At 58.6% G+C, this 20,753-nt stretch carries 15 protein-coding genes; 5 read left to right on the forward strand and 10 right to left on the reverse strand.

The window, feature by feature from the left end; translation table 11 throughout:
* Positions 1 to 27 precede the first annotated feature (27 nt).
* A complete protein-coding gene (queA, locus tag HCH49_RS11790) occupies positions 28 to 1,098 on the reverse strand; it encodes a tRNA preQ1(34) S-adenosylmethionine ribosyltransferase-isomerase QueA (protein ID WP_023310550.1) in 1,071 nt (356 codons plus the stop codon).
* A gap of 92 nt (positions 1,099 to 1,190) precedes the next feature.
* Between queA and acpH the strand changes: the two genes are divergently transcribed.
* Together acpH and HCH49_RS11800 are read left to right on the forward strand one after the other, a co-directional pair.
* Positions 1,191 to 1,772, forward strand: coding sequence for an ACP phosphodiesterase (acpH, locus tag HCH49_RS11795; protein WP_029741678.1), 582 nt, complete (start codon positions 1,191 to 1,193; stop codon positions 1,770 to 1,772).
* A gap of 127 nt (positions 1,773 to 1,899) precedes the next feature.
* Entirely contained in the window at positions 1,900 to 2,502 is a 603-nt protein-coding gene (locus HCH49_RS11800; protein WP_014168840.1) for a peroxiredoxin, read from the forward strand.
* 43 nt (positions 2,503 to 2,545) lie between these two features.
* On the opposite strand, the gene HCH49_RS11805 is transcribed toward HCH49_RS11800, so the two are convergent.
* From HCH49_RS11805 to phoB, 7 genes are all read right to left on the reverse strand, one after another.
* Positions 2,546 to 3,931: a DUF3999 domain-containing protein gene (locus HCH49_RS11805; protein ID WP_213787638.1), complete on the reverse strand. Its 1,386-nt coding sequence runs from the start codon at positions 3,929 to 3,931 to the stop codon at positions 2,546 to 2,548.
* Positions 3,928 to 6,543 carry a DUF2339 domain-containing protein gene (locus HCH49_RS11810; protein ID WP_221702721.1) on the reverse strand — a complete coding sequence of 872 codons (2,616 nt, stop codon included), beginning with the start codon at positions 6,541 to 6,543 and terminating at the stop codon, positions 3,928 to 3,930. Before HCH49_RS11810 ends, HCH49_RS11805 begins: the two co-directional genes overlap by 4 nt.
* Before the next feature lie 88 nt (positions 6,544 to 6,631).
* Positions 6,632 to 8,449 (reverse strand): maltodextrin glucosidase, encoded by a 1,818-nt coding sequence (gene malZ, locus HCH49_RS11815; protein WP_221702722.1) that lies wholly within the window; start codon positions 8,447 to 8,449, stop codon positions 6,632 to 6,634.
* 139 nt (positions 8,450 to 8,588) lie between these two features.
* Complete coding sequence (gene proY, locus HCH49_RS11820) at positions 8,589 to 9,962, reverse strand: proline-specific permease ProY (RefSeq protein ID WP_063429228.1); 1,374 nt, start codon at positions 9,960 to 9,962, stop codon at positions 8,589 to 8,591.
* A gap of 81 nt (positions 9,963 to 10,043) precedes the next feature.
* Entirely contained in the window at positions 10,044 to 11,363 is a 1,320-nt protein-coding gene (gene brnQ, locus HCH49_RS11825) for a branched-chain amino acid transporter carrier protein BrnQ (RefSeq protein WP_023310545.1), read from the reverse strand.
* A gap of 409 nt (positions 11,364 to 11,772) precedes the next feature.
* Positions 11,773 to 13,068, reverse strand: coding sequence for a phosphate regulon sensor histidine kinase PhoR (gene phoR / locus HCH49_RS11830; RefSeq protein WP_058841165.1), 1,296 nt, complete (start codon positions 13,066 to 13,068; stop codon positions 11,773 to 11,775).
* Positions 13,069 to 13,089: 21 nt separating this feature from the next.
* Positions 13,090 to 13,779, reverse strand: coding sequence for a phosphate response regulator transcription factor PhoB (phoB, locus tag HCH49_RS11835; protein WP_008503265.1), 690 nt, complete (start codon positions 13,777 to 13,779; stop codon positions 13,090 to 13,092).
* 187 nt (positions 13,780 to 13,966) lie between these two features.
* Here phoB and sbcD point away from each other — a divergent pair, with 187 nt between their 5' ends.
* Together sbcD and sbcC are read left to right on the forward strand one after the other, a co-directional pair.
* A complete protein-coding gene (gene sbcD / locus HCH49_RS11840) occupies positions 13,967 to 15,172 on the forward strand; it encodes an exonuclease subunit SbcD (protein ID WP_221702723.1) in 1,206 nt (401 codons plus the stop codon).
* Complete coding sequence (sbcC, locus tag HCH49_RS11845; protein ID WP_221702724.1) at positions 15,169 to 18,300, forward strand: exonuclease subunit SbcC; 3,132 nt, start codon at positions 15,169 to 15,171, stop codon at positions 18,298 to 18,300. The genes sbcD and sbcC overlap by 4 nt, the downstream gene beginning before the upstream one ends.
* A 156-nt stretch (positions 18,301 to 18,456) precedes the next feature.
* On the opposite strand, the gene mak is transcribed toward sbcC, so the two are convergent.
* Complete coding sequence (gene mak, locus HCH49_RS11850) at positions 18,457 to 19,362, reverse strand: fructokinase (RefSeq protein ID WP_023310541.1); 906 nt, start codon at positions 19,360 to 19,362, stop codon at positions 18,457 to 18,459.
* A 123-nt stretch (positions 19,363 to 19,485) separates the two neighbouring features.
* On the opposite strand from mak, the gene rdgC reads away from it, so the two are divergent.
* A complete protein-coding gene (gene rdgC / locus HCH49_RS11855; protein ID WP_023310540.1) occupies positions 19,486 to 20,400 on the forward strand; it encodes a recombination-associated protein RdgC in 915 nt (304 codons plus the stop codon).
* A gap of 48 nt (positions 20,401 to 20,448) precedes the next feature.
* Here the strand turns inward: rdgC and ppnP are convergent, their stop codons facing one another.
* The gene (gene ppnP / locus HCH49_RS11860; protein ID WP_008503270.1) at positions 20,449 to 20,736 is read right to left on the reverse strand and encodes a pyrimidine/purine nucleoside phosphorylase; all 288 of its coding nucleotides are present in this window, start codon (positions 20,734 to 20,736) and stop codon (positions 20,449 to 20,451) included.
* Between the last annotated feature and the right edge of the window lie 17 nt (positions 20,737 to 20,753).

The raw sequence follows: 20,753 nt of genomic DNA on the forward strand, positions 1-20,753 counted from the left end.
CCAACGTTGTAAAACGGTGCCGCGGACTTATTCCCCGACACGCTCATTCAAAGCCAGCGGATTGTACGTGATAAACATCGCGTCCCCGTAGCTAAAAAAGCGATATTTTTGTTCTACCGCAGACTTGTAGGCCGCCATCGTATGCTGATAACCGGCAAATGCCGACACCAGCATAATCAGCGTTGATTCAGGCAGATGGAAGTTGGTCACCAGCGCGTCAATCACTTTGTACTGATAGCCCGGGTAGATAAAGATCTGCGTATCGCCAAAGAACGGCTCGATAAGATCGCTCTTCGCGGCTTGCGCGGCGCTCTCGAGTGAGCGCACGGACGTTGTACCGACCGCCACGACGCGGCTACCGCGCGCTTTCGCCGCCAGCACCGCGTCCACCACATCCTGAGGCACTTCGGCATACTCAGAGTGCATGATGTGATCTTCAATGCTGTCCACGCGCACCGGCTGGAAGGTTCCCGCGCCGACGTGCAGCGTCACGAACGCCATCTCCACGCCCTTCGCGCGCAGTTTCTCCAGCAGCGGCTCATCAAAATGCAGGCCCGCGGTCGGCGCAGCGACGGCGCCAGGCTTCTGGCTGTAGACGGTCTGGTACAGCTCGCGGTCGGCCTCTTCGTCCGGACGCTCAATATACGGCGGCAGCGGCATGTGGCCGATGGCGTTCAGGATATCGAGCACCGTGCGTTCGTCATCGAACGCCACCTCAAACAGCGCATCGTGGCGCGCGGTCATGGTCGCTTTGATGCTCTCATCATCGCCCAGCAGCAGTTCAGCGCCCGGCTTCGGCGCCTTGGAGGCGCGAATATGTGCCAGAATACGTTTATCATCGAGCATACGTTCGACCAGCACTTCAATCTTGCCGCCGCTGGCTTTACGGCCAAACAGGCGCGCCGGGATCACGCGGGTATTATTAAAGACCAGCAGATCGCCAGGGTTGAGCTTGTCGAGCAAATCGGTGAAAGTACCGTGCGTCAGCTCGCCCGTTGGCCCATCCAGTGACAGTAAGCGACAGCTGCTGCGCTCAGGCATGGGATAGTGAGCAATCAGGGATTCAGGTAGTTCAAAGGAGAAATCGGCGACGCGCATGACGTATACTCGTGACTTAAAAACAGGCGGCATAGTCTAGTGCTCACACCCTTTTGCTGCAACAACTAGCCGCCCCCGGACAAATAAAACGCATGAATTTTCTCGCTCACCTGCATCTCGCTCACCTCGCTGACAGCTCCCTGTCCGGCAATTTGCTGGCCGATTTCGTACGCGGCAACCCCGCTGAGGACTATTCCCCTGAGGTTGTCGACGGGATTTTTATGCACCGCCGCATCGACGTACTGACAGATAAGCTGCCGGAAGTGACGGAAGCTAAAGCGTGGTTTCGCCCTGAAACGCGCCGCGTTGCGCCGATCACGCTCGACGTGATGTGGGATCACTTTCTGTCGCGCCACTGGGAACAGCTGTCGCCGGAGATGCCCTTGCCGGCGTTTGTGCGCTATGCCCACCAGCAGGTGTCGATCATTCTGCCCGACTCGCCGCCGCGCTTTGTGAATCTGAATAACTATTTATGGTCGGAACGCTGGCTGGAGCGCTATCGCGAGATGGATTTCATCCAGAACGTGCTGAACGGGATGGCGAGCCGCCGACCGCGACTGGATGCGCTGCGGGATTCCTGGTATGACCTGGATGAACATTACGATGCCCTGGAAGCGCGTTTCTGGCAGTTTTACCCGCGGATGATGGTGCAGGCGAAAAACAAACAGCTCTGACAGAATTCACATTGATAGGTAAAAGCTGGCGGAACGATTGTCACCACCTCTTTGTCTTATCCATGAACACTCTCTATACTGGCTCGCGTTGCGTTCCAAATAACCTTAGTATCTACAGGAGAATCATATGGTTCTGGTAACTCGTCCGGCTCCGGATTTTACAGCTGCAGCAGTTCTGGGCAACGGTGAAATCGTTGAAAACTTCAACTTCAAACAGCACACCAACGGTAAAGCGACCGTTCTGTTCTTCTGGCCAATGGACTTCACTTTCGTTTGCCCGTCTGAGCTGATTGCCTTCGACAAACGTTATGAAGAATTCCAGAAGCGTGGCGTGGAAGTTGTTGGCGTCTCCTTCGACTCTGAATTTGTACACAACGCATGGCGTAACACCCCTGTCGACAAAGGCGGCATCGGTGCGGTGAAATACGCAATGGTTGCGGACATCAAACGCGAAATCCAGCAGGCTTACGGTATCGAACATCCGGACGCTGGCGTTGCGCTGCGTGGTTCCTTCCTGATCGACGCAAACGGCATCGTTCGTCACCAGGTTGTGAACGATCTGCCGCTGGGTCGTAACATCGACGAAATGCTGCGCATGGTTGACGCGCTGCAGTTCCACGAAGAGCACGGCGAAGTGTGCCCGGCTCAGTGGGAAAAAGGTAAAGAAGGCATGAACGCGTCTCCAGACGGCGTGGCTAAATACCTGTCTGAGAACGTATCCAGCCTGTAATCGGCACGGTTTACGAAAAAGGCCCGCTTATGCGGGCCTTTTTTTATGCCTTACGCTGCGTCTCTCGCCAGATACGCCAGGCCATGCCCGCCAGCAGAATCACCCCCGCAATCAGCACGCCCCATACCAGCAGCGTGTTCATCCTGCTCTCCCGCTCTGCCGCAGAGGTAGCGGTCAGACGCTCCTGGCCGCCTAACGCGACATCATCCAGAATGTCGGCCTGCGGCAGGTTCGCCATATCATAGGTCTTGCGCAGGTCGGCCGGGATCAGCATGCCGGGCTCCACGCTGGCAGGCTTCGCGGCGCCGTTGCCCCAGGCGAGCACGTACGGCGCTTTCCCCTGCGCGTTGAACACCAGGTCATAGCGGTCGCGATGTCCCGTGACGCCCGGCAGATATTCTGGCAGACGCGCATTCAGCGTCGTGATTTTCACAGCCTGCACCAGGCCCCCGTTAAGCGAAACCGGTGGCGACGTTTTTCCCTCAAGACGGTAAAGAACCTCTTTTTTAAGCGGGTGCCATGCGTCTTTTTCCGTACTCCGCCACGCGATCTCCACGGGAAGGACGCCATCGCCATTCAGTGAGAGGCTGACAGCACTCAGCGGCTGCGGGCGCGCCCAGTGCCACTGCGCTTCGCTTGTCGATAGCTGCTCCACTTCGCCCTCAAGGTCGACCGCTTCCGGGGCTGCCTGCGCAGGTGCGCTGATTGCGTTTACGCCGGTCAAGGTTAGCCCCTGGCTCTGCGCGTTCAGCACCACCATGAGATAACGATTTGCATCGGGAGATAAAACGGTATCGGTATCGATCCGATCGAGCTTAAGACGATCCTGACCGCTGACGACGTCCAGCAATGGCATATCCTCGCGCAGGGTATACCAGCGCTTAAGATCCTCGCTGTAATAGACCGACGCCGTTCCCTGCCACGGCGTCTGCGGGGTATTCCAGAGCAGCTGCAGCTGGGATATAGCGATCTCGCCCGTCGCCTGTTCCGGCAGGGTCAGCAGATAATGTTGCCCGGCTGCGGCGGCTTTTTGCCCCTCCAGCACAATCTCAACGCCGCTTCCGGAACGAAGCAGGATCTTATCGCTATCACCGGATCCTCGAGAAGCCGCTAGCGGCGAGGCGTCCAGCGGGAAAAGGCGCAGCGCGGTGGATTGCGCTGGCACCTGCGGACGCGTCGCGCTGACCAGGCTGAAGGGAACCGCCTCGCCCGACTGGTTAAAGACGCGGACATCATGCAGATCCGGCGACGTGCTTTGCTCATAGACGGCGAGCGGCAGCATCACCCGATACCACTGGGAAGGAACAGACGTATCCAGTGAAAGACCAAAGGCATAGTCCCGGGGCGATTCCGTTTGTCCTTCGTCGCAGAACGCCGGGCCGGAAAGCGCCAGCAGCGCGGTACAGGCTACCGCTTTCATCCATTTCATTTTTCATCTCCTGTTTTGGGCGGCAGCGGGGAGAAATACCCCACGATCAGAACCAGTATCGCCACGCCGATAAACGCCACCGCGCGCGACAAACCGCCTCCGCCCGCGCTGTCCACCAGCATCAGTTTAACCATCACCACGCCCAGCAGCGCGGCACCGCAGAGCCACTCCTGCCGGGAAGCCCGACGGGTGGCATGGATCATGACCACCAGCGCGCTCAGCATCCAGAACAGGGCAAAACAGGTCTGGATAAGCCGCGAATCCCACAGCGATGCCATATTCCAGGCCACGTCGCCGTACCAGGCCAGGGCGCGCATCAGCGCACCATTAAGCCACCAGAAGCCAAACGTCATCATCGCGACGGCAGGCCACGTACGGGCCTGCGAGAGCCACGCCGGGTAGTAGCGATCCACCGCCCGATAAAAGACCACCAGCCCCAGCAATGCGAACGCTGCGCCTTCCTCAAGCGGGTTTACCAGCGGCAGCCAGGTCTGACGATAGACCACGCCGTCCTGGAAATTGGTCACCACCAGCAGTACCAGCAGCGCCACGACCACGGGGATCGGCGCCAGGCAGGCGTAGAGTGCAGGCCACTCCCGGAACGGCCGCCCGCGACGCCGTACGGCTGCAGAGAGCCCCATAATTACCCCGCCGCCTGCTGCCATCGTTACTCCGCTGCCCCAGGCCGCCATGCCCCACGGCAGCGACCGGGCAAACCAGTAAAGCTCCGCGGCCAGCGCCAGCAAAATCATCCAGAACAGCGACAAATGCAGCCCCATCGCGATGCGCGGCAGGAGTCTGTCACCGTCGCGCCGCAGCAGCATCAGCGCGGCAGGAAGCGCAACGCACCAGGCGAGATTTGACCAGCCGGCGGCAACGATCTGCTGGTGCCAGAGCTGATAACCCACCATCAGCAGCATAACCGGCCACAGCAGCCATTTGCTGGCATCCAGCTCCCGCCACGCCAGACGAGCAGCTGCCTGCCGCCAGCCCCAGACCGACGCCGCCGTCAGCGCCAGCACGCCCGCCAGAATCGGTAATTCCTTCGTCAGTGCCAGCTGTGACGCGCCCAATAGCGCCACGAGCCAGAACAGCAGCCCGCCTGCCAGCAGCGCCCAGCTGACCGGCAGAAAGAGAGTCCGCCACAGCCAGGCCGCAGCCAGCCAGCAAAGGCTGAGGATGGTGAAGATCAGCAGCAGGCTCAGGGACGTAACGCCGTTCGTCTGCGCCCACAGCGCGCTGCCGAGCGCCAGCACCAGCAGCACCGTCCCGCTATAGCTCATGCGACGCTGGTTCTGCTGTACGCCCAGCCAGAGGATACCCAGCCCTTCCAGCGCCCAGGCCATCGCCGTCCAGCGCGCCGACAGCGCCAGCGGAATGGCGAGCGTGGCAAATCCGCCGCCGATGGCCAGCGCCGCCATGACCAGCGGTCGTCCGATGGAGGGATAGCGCCGCAGCGCAAGGAACGCGAGGGTAAGATAAAATGCGCCGTATCCCAGCGCGCTCAGGGCCGGGCCATACTCCCAGTGCCGGGTCATGCCGTACTGCATCCCGAAACCGATCAGCGGCGGGACAAACAGCAGCACGCCGTCGATAATCTGCTTCCCTTTCTCCTGCGCCCGCAGCGACAGCGCCGCGCTCAGGACGCCGAATATCAGCGTATTGGCAATCAGGAACAGCTGGCAGATCCAATAGTCTTCAGGCTGGTAGTCATTCAGCCCCCACAGGCCGCCCACGCCGAACGTAAACAGCAGCCCGAGCAGGTTCAGCTCGCGCCAGTGCTGCCAGATGCTGATAGCGAGAATCCCGATGGAAAGCAGGAGATAGAATGAGAACAGCGCCACAAAGCTGCCGCCCCCGGTGGACAACAGCAGCGGCGCAAGATACCCGCCGAGGCTCGCCAGCATGGCCAGGCTCAGCGCCTTCTGCAGCACCGCCAGCCCAACGCTCGCCGCGCAAATCACCACCAGCAGCGCAAAGGCCAGCGTCATCGGCAGCATTTGCCAGAGCCGGAATGCGCCAAACACCGTCAGGTAGAGCACGCCGGTCGCCCCGCCCTGGAGGATCAGCGCATAGACACGCTGCTTATGCCGCAGCCGCCACCCCACCGCCAGCAGAACGATGGCAAACAGCGCCGTTGCCACGAGGCGCAGCTCAAGCGGGAACAGGGAATGTTCCACGGTATAGCGCAACAGGAATGAAAGACCGAGGAAAAGCAGCAGGATCCCAAGCTTCGCCAGCGGATTACCCTGCATAAACCAGCGCGCCAGCGACGTCAGGATACCGCCAAAGGCAGAAGGCTGTTTTGCCGCAGGCGTCGGGGCCGGAGCGGGTTCTGCCACGGCTGCGGGAGTATCGGAACGCCAGGGGTCGACAGGCGCGGGAGCGTCTTCAACCACCGGCGCGGTCACAGCCACTGGCGCGGTAGGCTGCACGGGCTCCGGCGCGCTTTCAGGTACGTCGCGCTGCTCAAGCGCCTCAATGCGCTGGCGTAGCCGGGCGATCTCCTGTCGCGCCGCCGTACTTCGGTTAAAGCCGATAACCGCAAGCACGGGCGCAACCACCAGCGCAAAAACCAGGAACAAACAGCCAAGGATGTAAAGCTCGTCCATGTTTCCACCTTCACCGTAAACGATCCGTTAAGATTGACACAAATAGTTGCATTTGCGCCATCTTAAAAAGTGGAAACATTAACAGGTCTTAACTGCCGAACCAGATCGTCGCGGATACCGCAGGCAGCGCCAGCACGCCGTCCTGTATCGTCGCCTTGCCCTCTTTATTCTTCCACGCAGCCACCTTTAGCAGCGGTGAATCATCCAGCACCACTTCGCAGGCCTCGCCCCGGTTAATCGCCACCAGCACGCGCTGCTGGTTATAGACGCGAGCAAACACCACCACGTTATCGTGGGCGTATACCACCTGGCAGCCGCCGTAGCGCAGGGCGAGACTCTGCTTACGCAGCTTCGCCAGCCGCTGATACAGGCTGAACAGCATCTTGTCCTGCTTCTCTGGCTCCCACGGGAAGGTTTTGCGGCAGAACGGATCGTTGTTGCCGTCCAGCCCCACTTCGTCTCCATAATAGATGCACGGCACGCCCGGCCAGGTGAAGAGCCAGGTCACCGCCAGTGGCAGACGCGCCGCATCCTTGCCGAGCAGGGATTTAAAGCGGGCGGTATCGTGGCTATCGAGCTGGTTGAACATCCGCAGCTGCTGCTGATGAGACAGACCGGCGCGATAGTTCTCCATCCACGCCATGCAGGTTTCAGCGTCGATATGATTCGGATCGTAGGAGATGTCGGTGTTAGCGAGGAATCCCCACAGCGGGAAGGTAAAGCCGCGATAGTTCATCGCCGCATCTTCCGCATCGTTCTGCAGCCACTGGCGCGCGTCGCCAAAGTGCTCGCCAAAGACGAACGCCTCCGGCTGGGCCGCTTTCGCCGAGCGCGTAATCCCGGCGACGTGCTGAAGGTTATTCCGCGCTCCGCCGGCTTCACCGAGCATATGCACCACGTCCAGCCGCCAGCCGTCCATATTCCACGGCGCCTTCAGCCAGTGACGGACGATGCTGTCTTCACCGCCGTAGATTTCATTCACGAGCGTTGGCGACTGGAAATCCAGCTTCGGCAGGCTCGCGTAGCCCAGCCAGTCCAGCGCGCGGCCCTCCTCGTTAAAGCTGTACCAGTCGCGCTGCGGCGAGTCCGGGTTATGACACGCCCCGCCCATCGACTGGTTATGGCGGTCAAACCAGGCGTGCGAATCTCCACTGTGGTTGAACACGCCATCCAGAATCAGGCGCATGCCTTCGTTTTGAGTGTTCTTTCGCAGGCGCAGCAGCGCCTCGTCACCGCCAAACTGTTCGTCAACGTGGCGATAATCTTCGGTATCGTATTTGTGCACGCTCGGGGCTTTAAACACCGGGTTGAGATACAGCGCCGTCACGCCGAGCTTTTTCAGGTACGGCAGCTTTTCGCTGATGCCGTCGAGATCGCCGCCGTAAAACGTCGAGCCGCCAGCCTGCGCCGTCACCGGGTCATTCCACGCTTTCATAATGACGTCGTGACCCGCCGCGTGGTGGTAATAAACCTTATCCTGCTGCGCAGTACGCTTTTCGCTGCGCGCAAAACGGTCCGGGAAAATCTGGTAAAACACCTGATCGTTAACCCACTGCGGGCCGTTATCCGGGTAATCGACCGCAAACTGCTCCAGCCGTGCGGGCGGGAAACGGCTAAACCCCTGCGGGGTAAACCACAGCTGGCGGTTATTCCACAAAAGCTTAAAGCTGTAACGGCGGCGCGGCTGCCCAGTATTCAGGTCGATATTCGCCCGCCACGCCGTGATCCCCGGCTGCGGCTGGCTGCGCAGCTTGTGCATTTTCAGGCCGGTCTCTTCGTTATCTATTTCGGCGCGGAGCGTCACGCGTTCAGGCTGATTTTCCCCCGCCAGCCAGAGCGTAATCACAAGGTTGTCTTTGTTTTGCTTAACAAATGGGGCAACCGGAAGGTGCCAGGCGTTTAACATCACGAATCCCCTCTGATGAAATTGACGTCACCTTGCCACAGGGTGGTTAAGGATAGCTCATCACGTTCGGGATTATTGGGGGAGGAGAAAGGAGGATGAGGCAAAATTCCCTCTCCCAAGGGGAGAGGGGAAAAGGATATTACTGCGCTTCCGCCAGCTGACGGTCACGGCGGCATTTAAACATCCAGCCCACCAGCAGCAGGACGATCCACGCGCAGCCCACGTACAGGGAAATGCGGGTATCCGGATGGTAGCCAATCAGGCCAATGATAAACACCAGGAAGATCAGCCCGACGACGGTCGTCGCAACGCCGCCCGGTACTTTGAACTTCAGCGCTTTCGCCTCATCCGGCGACAGACGACGGCGGAACGCAATCTGCGACAGCAGGATCATAATCCACACCCACACCGTCGCGAAGGTCGCCAGCGATGCGATCACCAGGAAGACGTTCTCCGGCATGATGTAGTTCAGGTAAACCGAGAATAGCAGCGCCACGGTCATCACCACAACGGTTACCCACGGCGTGCCGCGGCGTGAGGTTTTGGCGAACACCTTCGGCGCGCTGCCCTGTTCCGCCATGCCGTGCAGCATACGGCCCACGCCAAAGACGTCACTGTTGATCGCGGAGAGTGACGCGGTGAGCACCACAAAGTTCAGAATGCTGGCCGCAAAGGCAATGCCCATATGCTGGAAGGTCAGAACAAACGGGCTACCGTTGGTGCCGACCTGATTCCACGGGTAGATGGACATAATCACGAACAGCGTGCCCACGTAGAACACCAGAATACGCATCGGTACCGAGTTGATAGCGCGCGGAATGGATTTCTCCGGATCTTTCGCTTCACCGGCGGTAATACCGATTATCTCGATGCCGCCGTAGGCGAACATCACCATCTGTAGCGACATGACCATCCCGAGCCAGCCGTTGCTGAAGAAGCCACCGTTGCTCCAGAGGTTATGGATGCCGGTCGGCTGCCCGCCGTTGCCGATTCCCCAGATGATGATGCCGAAACCGGCCACGATCATGATGATGATGGTGGCGACCTTGAAGAAGGAGAACCAGAATTCGAGCTCGCCGAACACCTTCACGCTCATCAGGTTGACGGCGCAAATGATCAGCACCACGCTCAGCACCCAAATCCAGTGCGGCACCGCCGGGAACCAGACGCCCATATAGATGCCAAACGCCGTCACGTCGGCAATCGCCACAATCAGGATTTCAAAGCAGTAGGTCCAGCCGGTGATAAACCCGGCCAGCGGGCCGAGGTTTTCCTGCGCGTAGCGGGAGAAGGAGCTGGCGGACGGGTTGTGAACCGACATTTCGCCGAGGGCGCGCATGATGATATACGCCGCCACGCCGCCGATGATGTACGCCAGCAGAACGCTGGGACCGGCCATTTTGATGGCATCTGCCGAGCCATAAAAAAGACCGGTGCCGATAGCAGAGCCCAGCGCCATAAAGCGGATGTGGCGCGTGCTCAATCCACGTTTAAGTTTGTTAGTGCTTTCCATTTAAATCTTGCCATTCAACACGAAAAAAACAAAAAACCACGGGGCCTTAAGCCCCGTGGTTAAACAGTTTGTTGCCGTTGATTAATGAGCGTTCGATGCGACCTGACGCCCTGCAGCACGGTCCCAGATAATCGCCAGAACCAGTGCAACAACGGTAGGCATCAGCCAGGCCAGACCCTGCTCGGACAGCGGCAGACGCTGTGTCCATGCCGGCAGTATGTGCGCGAAAGCTGATGCTTTAATCCCGTCAAGGATACCAAAAATCAGGCTGATAAACATGGCTGGCGCAATAATTCGTGAAGAGTTGTTCCACCACGGGCGAGTAAAGCTCAGCACCACCAGCACGATACACGGCGGGTAAATCGCCGTCAGCACCGGAATAGAGACCTGAATCAGGTGGCTCAGACCGAGGTTGGACACCGCCATGGAGAAGATACCGAGGATAAACACCAGGGTGCGGTAAGAGAGCGGCAGATACTGTGCAAAGAACTCTGCGCAGGCGCAGGTCAGGCCAACCGCCGTCACCAGACACGCAAGGAAAATCAGCGCTGCCAGCAGCATACTGCCCGCACCGCCAAAGGTGTGCTGAACGTAGGCGTGCAGGATAGCCGCACCGTTGGCGTTCTGCTCAACCAGCATGGCGCTGTCGGAGCCCAGACGGAACAGCGCCAGATACAGCAGCGTCAGCCCCACGCCGGCCATCAGGCCAGCCCAGATGGTATAGCGGGTCAGCAGACGCGCTTCGGTCACACCGCGGGAACGCGCGGCGTTAACGATAACGATACCAAACACCATCGCGCCCAGCGTATCCATCGTCAGGTAGCCGTTCACAAAGCCGTTAGAGAACGCGGCATTTTTATAGGCGTCCATCGCGTCGCTAATTGGGCCCGCTGGCCAGACGATGGCCGCAACAGCCAGAACAATCAGCGCCACAATTTTCAGCGGAGCCAGGAAGTTACCCACGGTATCCAGCAGCTTGCCCGGATAGAGGGAAACCAGAATCACGATCGCGAAGTAGATCAGGCTGTAGATAAACAGCGGCATCGCACCGTCACCGGTCAGGGGAGCAATACCCACTTCGAAGGACACGGTTGCCGTACGCGGGGTCGCAAACAGCGGGCCAACGGCCAGATAGCAGACGGTTGCCAGCAGAACGCCCGCCACTTTGCCAATCGGGGTGCTGAGGCTATCCACACCGCCGCCGACTTTCGCCAGCGCAACGACGGTCAGAACCGGCAGACCCACGGCAGTAATCAGGAAACCAAACGCGGCGGTCCAGACGTGTTCACCCGCCTGTAAGCCAACCATTGGAGGGAAAATGATGTTGCCTGCGCCAACGAACAGCGCAAATGTCATAAAGCCCAGCGCGATGATGTCACGCGATTTTAAGTGATGGGTCATAAAACCTTACTGCCTGTGGATGTGGTGTTGAAAACATTGAGATTTTCGATATCCCTGACGGGACGATACAGCCGAAAATTTGCTCAATTTCAGCGGGAAATGCTCCCGTCCTGGCGTGGAGAAGAATAGTTTTTCGATTTACCACGCAAATACAGTCGGTCTGACAGTATCTGGGGCGCAATTTAAACGCTTATAACGTTTAAAGGCAAGGTGGGATCGCAAAACCAGAACAATATGCCAGCATGAAAATACACGTCAGAACAATACGCTATTTATAAGAAAAACCCATGGCTAATCATGCGAACAAAAAACAGTCAGCCGTATAAAATTCATCCGCGTTTCGCTTGACTGCAAAGCAAACGGGCCAGCAGACGCTGACCCGTGGAAAGGTAAAATGACACGCCTGCCGTCAGGCGATCTTTTTGGCAATTAATCGTTCCGGAATAACGAAACTGAAGCGGGTTCCTTTACCCAGCGTACTCTGAATATCGAGACGGCTTTCATGGTGATTCACCGCGTGTTTCACAATTGCCAGCCCCAGGCCGCTTCCGCCTGTTTGCCGGGATCGCGCTTTATCCACACGGTAAAAGCGCTCGGTCAGACGCGGAATATGCTCAGGCGCAATCCCCGGCCCGTTGTCTTCCACGCTAAACTCAGCCCCCGTTGGGGCATGGTGCCAGCGCACCACGATATTCGTCCCCTCCGGCGTATGATTCACCGCGTTATATACCAGGTTGGAAATGGCGCTCCGCAGTTCATCTTCGCTGCCCAGCACCTTCAGCGTATTGTCGACCTCAAAAGTCAGGTGATGCTTTTTGTGGCTTAACGTCTGCGCTTCACGCTCAACGACCCGCAGCATCATCGGCACATCAATGGTGTCATTTAGCGCGAGCGACGGCGCCGCTTCAATCTTCGAGAGCGTCAGCAGCTGCTTCACCAGCCCTTCCATCCGGTGCGTTTGCTCGCGCATGGTGTGCAGCGCTTTTTCACGCGGCGCGCCTTCAAGCGTTTGCTCCTGCATCATCTCCAGGTATCCCTGAAGCACGGTCAGCGGTGTACGCAGTTCGTGACTGACGTTGGCGAAGAAGTTGCGACGCGCCCCTTCCAGCTGGTGCATCTGGGTGACATCGCGCGCCACCATCAGCCACTGTTTATCGCTGTAGGGCATCACGCGGATTTCCAGATGGCGACCATTATTGAGCTTCAGATTATGCGGGCGGGTAAAATCACGCTTTTTCAGATACAGCGTGAACTCGGGATATCGCAGAAGGTTGAGGATATTCTGGCCATTGTCGTCGGGCCAGCGCAGGCCCAGCAGCTGTTGCGCAAGGCCGTTACACCAGAAGATCGTCCCTTCTTCGGTCGTCAGAATAACGGCATCCGGCAGCGACTCTGCACCGCTGCGAAAACGCTTAATCAGGCTTCCCAGCTCGCGGCGACGCTTTTTATTACGCATCTGCATCTGATGCAGACCGTACAGCAGCGGCTCCCAGCTGCCGCTTCCCGGCGGCGGCGTCATACTTCGGTCAACCCACAGCCACCACGAGAGGCGCAGCAGGTTCCAGAAATGCCAGATCAGCAGCCCGGTGACCGACGCCAGCAGAAACCACGGCAGGTGTCCAAGAAAGGCCCCCAGAAGGAAGGCCGGAATACAGCATAAGATCAGTTCAAAGACGAGCCTTTTCCATGACAGACGTTCCAGCACGCGTCACACTCCTGTCATTGTTCAGAAACGGGTAGAAAAACGATAACCCGTGCCGCGGACCGTCTGCACCATGCGATCGTGGCCGCTCAGTTCCAGTGCTTTTCGCAGGCGGCGAATATGTACGTCAACCGTCCGGTCTTCGACATACACGTTAGTTCCCCAGACGTTATTCAGCAACTGCTCGCGGCTGTAAACGCGTTCCGGGTGAGTCATAAAGAAGTGCAGGAGTTTAAATTCGGTAGGCCCCATGTCGAGGGGATTTTCACCGGTCATGACGCGGTGTGAGGTGGGGTCAAGGCTCAGCCCCTGCATCTCTATCACCTCTTCCACCGCCATCGGCGAAATACGGCGCATCACGGCTTTAATGCGGGCAACCAGCTCTTTTGGGGAGAACGGTTTAGTAATGTAATCGTCCGCGCCGGTCTCCAGACCGCGCACGCGATCCTCTTCTTCTCCGCGCGCCGTGAGCATCACAACCGGGATGTCGCGGGTCAGCGCTTCACGCTTCAGGTGTTTGATAAACTGCAGTCCGGAGCCGCCGGGCAACATCCAGTCCAGCAGAATCAGATCGGGCCAGGGTTCATTCAGCTGGTTCACTGCGCTGTCATAATCTTCCGCTTCAACCGGCTGGAAGCCGTTTTGCTCGAGCACGAAGCACACCATTTCACGAATTGGAGCTTCATCTTCTACGACCAGAATACGTCTCGCCATACTTTGCCCTGTCTTATCTTATTTAAGTTACAAGTTTGTAATTCGGCGCCATTATGCGTCAGATTTATGACAGATTTATGAAAAACAGTACCACGATAACGGGCAAACCGTTGTTTTATTACAGCGGTTATTTTCCCGTCTCTGAACGTTTATAATCCTGCTTTCTCTTTTTTGCCACGGATCTGCTATGCGCATACTTCACACCTCGGACTGGCATCTGGGTCAAAATTTTTACAGCAAAAGCCGTGCGGCTGAACATGAAGCCTTCCTGAACTGGCTGCTGGAAACGGCCCGGACGCACGAGGTGGACGCGATTATTGTGGCGGGTGACATCTTTGATACCGGCTCGCCCCCCAGCTATGCGCGTGAACTGTACAACCGCTTCGTGGTGAATTTGCAGCAAACCGGCTGTCATCTGGTGATTGTCGCCGGCAACCATGATTCCGTCGCGACGCTCAATGAATCCCGCGACATCCTGGCATTTCTCAATACCACCGTCGTCGCCAGCGCCGGGCACGCCCCGCAGATCCTGAAAAAACGCGACGGCACGCCGGGGGCGGTGCTGTGCCCCATTCCCTTTTTGCGTCCGCGGGACATCGTGCAAAGTCAGGCGGGGCTGTCGGGCGCGGAAAAACAGCAGCATCTCCTGCAGGCCATCACGGATTATTATCACCAGCAGCACGCCGATGCCTGCGCCCTGCGCGGCGACCAGCCGATTCCGGTGATTGCGACCGGGCATCTCACCACCGTCGGGGCCAGTAAAAGTGACGCCGTACGCGACATCTATATCGGCACGCTGGATGCCTTTCCGGCGCAAAACTTCCCGCCAGCCGACTACATTGCGCTCGGGCACATACACCGGGCGCAGATCGTCGGCGGCAGCGAGCACATCCGCTACTGCGGCTCGCCTCTTTCGCTCAGCTTTGACGAAACGGGCAAAGCCAAGTCCGTCCATCTGGTGAGCTTCTCCGAGGGAAAACTTCACGCCGTCGAGACGCTGGAAGTACCGGTCACCCAGCCGCTGGCGGTGCTGAAGGGCGATCTTGACGCCATTACCGCCCAGCTTGAGCAGTGGCGCGGGGCAACGCTTAACCCGCCCGTCTGGCTGGATATCGAAATCACCACCGACGACTACCTGCACGATATGCAGCGTAAAATTCAGGCGCTGACGGAAGATTTACCCGTCGAAGTCTTACTGGTACGCCGCAGCCGCGAGCAGCGCGAGAAAATTCTGTTAAGCGCTCAACGTGAAACGCTCAGTGAGCTTCGGGTTGAAGAGGTGTTTGAACGCAGGCTCTCGCAGGAGGAAATTGACGACGCGAAGCGCGCAAGACTCAGCGAACTGTTCAGCCATACCCTGCATGCGCTCAATGATGAGGAAGAAAACGCATGAAAATTTTGAGCCTGCGCCTGAAAAATCTCAACTCCCTCAAGGGCGAGTGGAAAATTGACTTTACCGCGGAGCCGTTTGCCAGCAACGGGCTGTTTGCCATTACCGGCGCGACCGGGGCAGGTAAAACCACCCTGCTCGACGCCATCTGCCTGGCGCTTTATCACGAAACGCCGCGACTGCAGAAGGTCTCTCAGGCGCAAAACGACCTGATGACGCGCGACACCGCCGAGTGCCTGGCGGAAGTGGAGTTCGAGGTAAAAGGCACCGCCTATCGCGCATTCTGGAGCCAGAACCGCGCGCGCAACCAGCCGGACGGAAACCTGCAGGCGCCGCGCGTGGAGCTGGCGCGCTGCGAAGATGGCAAAATCCTGGCCGACAAAGTGACGGATAAACTGGAGCAAACCGCTGCGCTCACCGGGCTGGACTATGGCCGCTTCACCCGCTCGATGCTGCTCTCACAGGGGCAGTTTGCCGCCTTCCTTAATGCCAGGCCGAGCGATCGCGCCGAGCTGCTGGAAGAGCTGACCGGCACCGAGATCTACGGACAGATTTCCGCCATGGTGTTTGAGAAACACAAAGCCGCCCGCAGCGTGCTTGAAAAGTGCGAGGCGCAGGCGGCGGGCGTCGTGCTGTTGAGCGAAGAGCAACAGCAGCAGTTGCAGCAAAGTTTGCAGGCGCTTACTGACGAAGAGAAAACCCTGCTGGTTCAGCAGCAAAGCCAGCAGAAAGATTTTCAGTGGCTTACGCGCCATGATGAGCTCGTGCTTGAGCAACAGCGCGTCACCGCGATGCAGCAGCAGGCGCAACAGGCGCTGACGAACGCTGCGCCAGAGCTGGCAAAGCTCCAGCTTGCTCTGCCCGCCGCCCAGCTTCGACCGCTTTGGGAGCACCAGCAGGAGCAAACCGCGCGCCTGACGCAAACCCAGCAGCGAATTATTGAAGTAAATACTCGCTTACAAGCCAAAACCGCGCTGCGCGCGCGGATCCGTCATACCGCCCAGCGTAATCATGAGCAGCTTCAGACCGAACTGACGGCGCTGGCGCAGTGGCTGGCGGAGCACGAGCGCTATCGCCTGCTGGGGCAGGAAATTGCCGGCTGGCGTGCCCAGTTCTCACAGCTTAACCGCGACAAAACGCAGTTAGCCTCGCTTGCTGCGCGGATGGGTGAATTACGCAACAGGCTGGCTGAGATGCCGGAAAATGCGCTGACGCTGACGGCGGATGAGGTCAGCGCGGCCATGGAGCAGCAGTCCCGATCACGCACGTTGCGCCAGCGGCTGACGTCGCTGCATGCCCGCTATCAGCCGCTGCAAAAGCGCCTGCGCCAGAGCGGTGAAAGCGTGCAGAAGGCCCAGGCCGATCAAAATAAACTCAATGAAACGCTGACGCTTCGTCGCCAGCAGTACAAAGAGAAACACCAGCACTTTCTGGATCTTAAAGCCCTCTGCGAACGCGAAGCGACGATTAAAGACCTGGAAAGCTATCGTTCCCGGCTTGAGGCCGGCAAACCCTGTCCGCTGTGCGGCTCCAGCGAGCACCCCGCCGTTGCGCAATACCAGTCGCTTGAGCTGACGGATAACCAGCGCCGCCGCGATGTCCTGGAAAAAGAGGTCGCCGCCCTTAAAGAGGAAGGGCTGCTGGTGCTGGGACAGGTTAATGCCCTGACGCAGCAGATCCAGCGCGAGTCAGACGAAGCGCAGACTCTCTCTCAGGAAGAGCAAGCGCTCACTAAAGAGTGGATGGAGGCCTGCGCTTCCCTGAACATCGCGTTGAATATTCAGGAAGATATCACGCCATGGATGAACGAGCAGGAACAGTACGAGCGCCAGCTTTATCAGTTGAGCCAGCGTCTGACCCTGCAAAACCAGCTAAACGAGCAGGAAGTGCTGGAGCGACAGTATCAGCAGCAGCTGACGGCCGCGCGCCAGGCGCTGGAAAACACCCTGCTCTCGCTATCGCTTAACGTACCTGAAGACGGCAATGAAGCCGCCTGGCTGCACGCCCGCGAAGCGGAATTCGCGCAGTGGCAGGAGAAACAAACGCAGCACGGCGTGCTTCTGGAACGCATAAACGCGCTGAAGCCGCTGCTCGACACGCTTCCGGAAACGAACGGCGAAGAGGCCGAACCGGCCATTCCTGACGGCTGGCGCGACGTTCACGATGAATGCGTGTCGCTACAAAGCCAGCTCAGCGCGCAGCAGCAGCAGGAAAAGCTGGAGCAAGAGCGCCTGCAGCAGTCGCAGACGCAGTTCACCGCGGCGCTCGCAGCGAGCTGCTTTGCCGATCGGGACGCGTTCCTTGCCGCGCTGCTGGATGACGACGCTATTCGTCGCCTCGAACAGCTGAAGCAGTCGCTGGAAAGCCAGATACAGCAGGCCGCAGCCCTTTCCGGCCAGGCTAACCAGCAGCTGCAGGCTCATCTGGCGCTGCGGCCGGAAGGGCTCAACGCCGATGCTCCTGCGCTGCAAAGCCAGCTGCAGCAGCTGGCGCAACGGCTTCGCGAGAACACCACGCATCAGGGCGAGATCCGCCAGCAGCTTAAGCAGGACAGCGATAACCGTCAGCACCAGCTGGCGTTGATGCAGCAAATTGAAGAGGCCGCGCGCCAGGCGGACGACTGGGGTTATCTGAACGCGCTGATCGGCTCCAGCACCGGCGACAAGTTCCGTAAATTCGCGCAGGGGCTAACGCTGGACAATCTCGTCTGGCTTGCTAACCAGCAGCTTAACCGTCTGCACGGCCGCTATCTGCTGCAGCGCAAGGCCAGCGACGCGCTGGAGCTGGAAGTGGTCGATACCTGGCAGGCGGATGCGGTTCGCGATACCCGCACGCTCTCGGGCGGCGAGAGCTTCCTGGTCAGCCTGGCGCTGGCGCTGGCCCTTTCCGATCTGGTGAGCCATAAAACGCGAATCGATTCCCTGTTCTTGGATGAGGGGTTCGGCACGCTCGACAGTGAAACGCTGGATACCGCGCTGGATGCGCTCGACGCGCTGAACGCCACCGGGAAAACCATCGGCGTGATCAGCCACGTTGAGGCGATGAAAGAGCGCATTCCGGTGCAGATCAAGGTGAAGAAAATTAACGGGCTGGGTTATAGCAGGCTGGATAAGGAATTTGCGGTTGGCTGAATGGTAGGTCGGTGCGGTCTGATGCCCTCACCCTAGCCCTCTCCCACAGGGAGAGGGTAAAAACACCAAAAACAGCAACTTGCGTTGCTGTTTTGCTTTTACCTTGCCCCACCCTGGCCCTATCCCACAGGGAGAGGGAATAAACATTATTTGCTTTTATTCCGGCCACAGCCACGCCGCGCCGCGCACACCGCTGGAGTCACCGTGAACAGCTTTGCGGATCGGGGTTTCACACTCGCCGCCAAACACCCACTGTTTCACCAGATTCGGTACCGTGGCGTACAGCCGGTCGACGTTGCTCATGCCGCCGCCGAGCACAATCACGTCCGGATCGAGAATATTCACCACGTGCGCCAGGGATTTCGCCAGCCGCATTTCGTAGCGGCTAAGGGCCAGCTCGGCGACCGGATCCTGTTCTTCGACCAGACGCATGATTTCGTTGCCCTTAAGCGGCTGGCCGCTTAAGCGGTGGTAGTCGGTCGCAAAACCGGTGCCGGAGATAAACGTCTCAATACAGCCCTGCTTTCCGCAGTAGCACGGCACCTCAGCGCGGTATTTAAGCTCGTCTTCATCCATCCACGGCAGCGGGTTGTGTCCCCACTCGCCCGCGGTGCCGTTACCGCCGATATGGGCGCGTCCGCCGAACGCCACGCCCGCGCCGCAGCCGGTACCGACGATCACGGCAAACACGGTCTGGGCACCAGCCGCCGCGCCGTCGATGGCCTCAGAGACCGCCAGACAGTTGGCGTCGTTGGCCAGACGCACTTCCCGGTTCAGACGTTGGCTCAAATCTTTATCAAACGGCTGACCGTTGAGCCAGGTGGAGTTGGCATTTTTAACCACCCCGGTATACGGCGAGATCGACCCCGGGATCCCCATCCCGACGCTGCCGGTTTGCCCTGTCGCCTGCTCTGCCATCTCAACCAGGCTGGCAATCGTCTCGATAGTCTGGTGATAATCATCGCGCGGCGTCGGCAGACGATGGCGAAACAGCTGCTCCCCCTGCTCGCTCAGTGCGATGACTTCTGTTTTGGTGCCGCCCAAATCGATCCCAATACGCACAAGACTCTCCTCATTATTTTGATTATCAACAGAGTAGAAGCACGCTTCCCGATTAGCAATGCAAGCGATGCGACAATTCGTTATCATGCCCGCTGATTTAACGACAAGGCCGTGGAAATTATCATGCTGTGGTTCAAAAATTTGATGGTTTACCGTCTCAGCCGCGACGTTTCGCTGCGTGCAGAAGAGATGGAAAAACAGTTAGCCGCTTATACCTTTTCCCCTTGCGGTAGCCAGGATATGGCGAAAACCGGCTGGGTTCCGCCAATGGGTTCACAAAGCGATGCACTGACCCACGCCAGCAGCACGGGTCAAATCATCGTCTGCGCCCGTAAAGAAGAGAAAATCCTGCCGACGCCGGTGGTTAAGCAGGCGCTCGAAGCGAAAATTTTCAAGCTGGAAGCCGAACAGGGCCGCAAGCTGAAAAAGACCGAAAAAGATTCGCTGAAAGACGAAGTGCTGCACTCCCTGCTGCCGCGCGCCTTCAGCCGCTTCAGCCAGACCATGATGTGGATCGACACCGTCAACGGGCTGATCATGGTGGACTGCGCCAGCGCCAAGAAAGCAGAAGATACGCTGGCCCTGCTGCGTAAAAGCATCGGATCTTTACCGGTCGTTCCGCTGGCGCTGGAAACGCCGATCGAGCTGACGCTGACCGAATGGGTACGCAGCGGCGCTGCGGCTCAGGGTTTCCAGATCCTTGATGAAGCCGAGCTGAAAGCCCTGCTGGAAGATGGCGGCGTGATCCGCGCGAAGAAGCAGGATCTGGTGAGCGACGAGATCGCCGTCCACATCGAAGCGGGTAAAGTGGTCACTAAACTGGCGCTCGACTGGCAGCAGCGCATTCAGTTCGTGATGTGCGACGACGGCTCCGTGAAGCGTCTGAAGTTCTGCGACGAGCTGCGCGATCAGAACGAAGATATCGACAGGGAAGATTACGCCCAGCGCTTTGACGCGGACTTCATCCTGATGACCGGCGAGCTGGCCGCGTTGATTCAGAATCTGGTGGAAGGTCTCGGCGGCGAAGCGCAGAGATAACAGGCAAAACGCAGGCCGGGTAAGCGTTAGCGCCACCCGGCTTATTTTTTATTTCAGATAGCGGCACAGATAAGAGGTAGGTTCAGCGACCTGCAAATGAAACTCGCTGTGGCCAGGGACGTTGAAAACTTGCCCGGCAGCGTAAACTTTCCATTCCGTTTCACCCGGCAGTAAGACGTTCAGCGCCCCGCTGACGACCGTCATTTCTTCAGCTTCCGCCGTGCCAAAGGTGTATTCCCCTTCCGCCATAACGCCGACACTGGCGCGACCAGTGCTGCTGCTGGTAAAACCAATGGATTTCACTTTACCGGAAAAGTATTCGTTACTTTGAAGCATGAACTGGCCCTTATATT

Source organism: Enterobacter sp. Y17 (assembly GCF_019730495.1).
Classification (GTDB): Bacteria; Pseudomonadota; Gammaproteobacteria; order Enterobacterales; family Enterobacteriaceae; genus Enterobacter; species Enterobacter asburiae_B.

Bases quoted from the DNA above. Each gene is read 5' to 3' on its own strand.
- phoB (WP_008503265.1), bottom strand. From the start codon at position 13,779: ATGGCGAGACGTATTCTGGTCGTAGAAGATGAAGCTCCAATTCGTGAA.
- sbcC (WP_221702724.1), top strand. From the start codon at position 15,169: ATGAAAATTTTGAGCCTGCGCCTGAAAAATCTCAACTCCCTCAAGGGC.
- queA (WP_023310550.1), bottom strand. From the start codon at position 1,098: ATGCGCGTCGCCGATTTCTCCTTTGAACTACCTGAATCCCTGATTGCT.
- proY (WP_063429228.1), bottom strand. From the start codon at position 9,962: ATGGAAAGCACTAACAAACTTAAACGTGGATTGAGCACGCGCCACATC.
- rdgC (WP_023310540.1), top strand. From the start codon at position 19,486: ATGCTGTGGTTCAAAAATTTGATGGTTTACCGTCTCAGCCGCGACGTT.
- HCH49_RS11800 (WP_014168840.1), top strand. From the start codon at position 1,900: ATGGTTCTGGTAACTCGTCCGGCTCCGGATTTTACAGCTGCAGCAGTT.
- ppnP (WP_008503270.1), bottom strand. From the start codon at position 20,736: ATGCTTCAAAGTAACGAATACTTTTCCGGTAAAGTGAAATCCATTGGT.
- brnQ (WP_023310545.1), bottom strand. From the start codon at position 11,363: ATGACCCATCACTTAAAATCGCGTGACATCATCGCGCTGGGCTTTATG.
- HCH49_RS11810 (WP_221702721.1), bottom strand. From the start codon at position 6,543: ATGGACGAGCTTTACATCCTTGGCTGTTTGTTCCTGGTTTTTGCGCTG.
- malZ (WP_221702722.1), bottom strand. From the start codon at position 8,449: ATGTTAAACGCCTGGCACCTTCCGGTTGCCCCATTTGTTAAGCAAAAC.
- acpH (WP_029741678.1), top strand. From the start codon at position 1,191: ATGAATTTTCTCGCTCACCTGCATCTCGCTCACCTCGCTGACAGCTCC.
- sbcD (WP_221702723.1), top strand. From the start codon at position 13,967: ATGCGCATACTTCACACCTCGGACTGGCATCTGGGTCAAAATTTTTAC.
- HCH49_RS11805 (WP_213787638.1), bottom strand. From the start codon at position 3,931: ATGAAATGGATGAAAGCGGTAGCCTGTACCGCGCTGCTGGCGCTTTCC.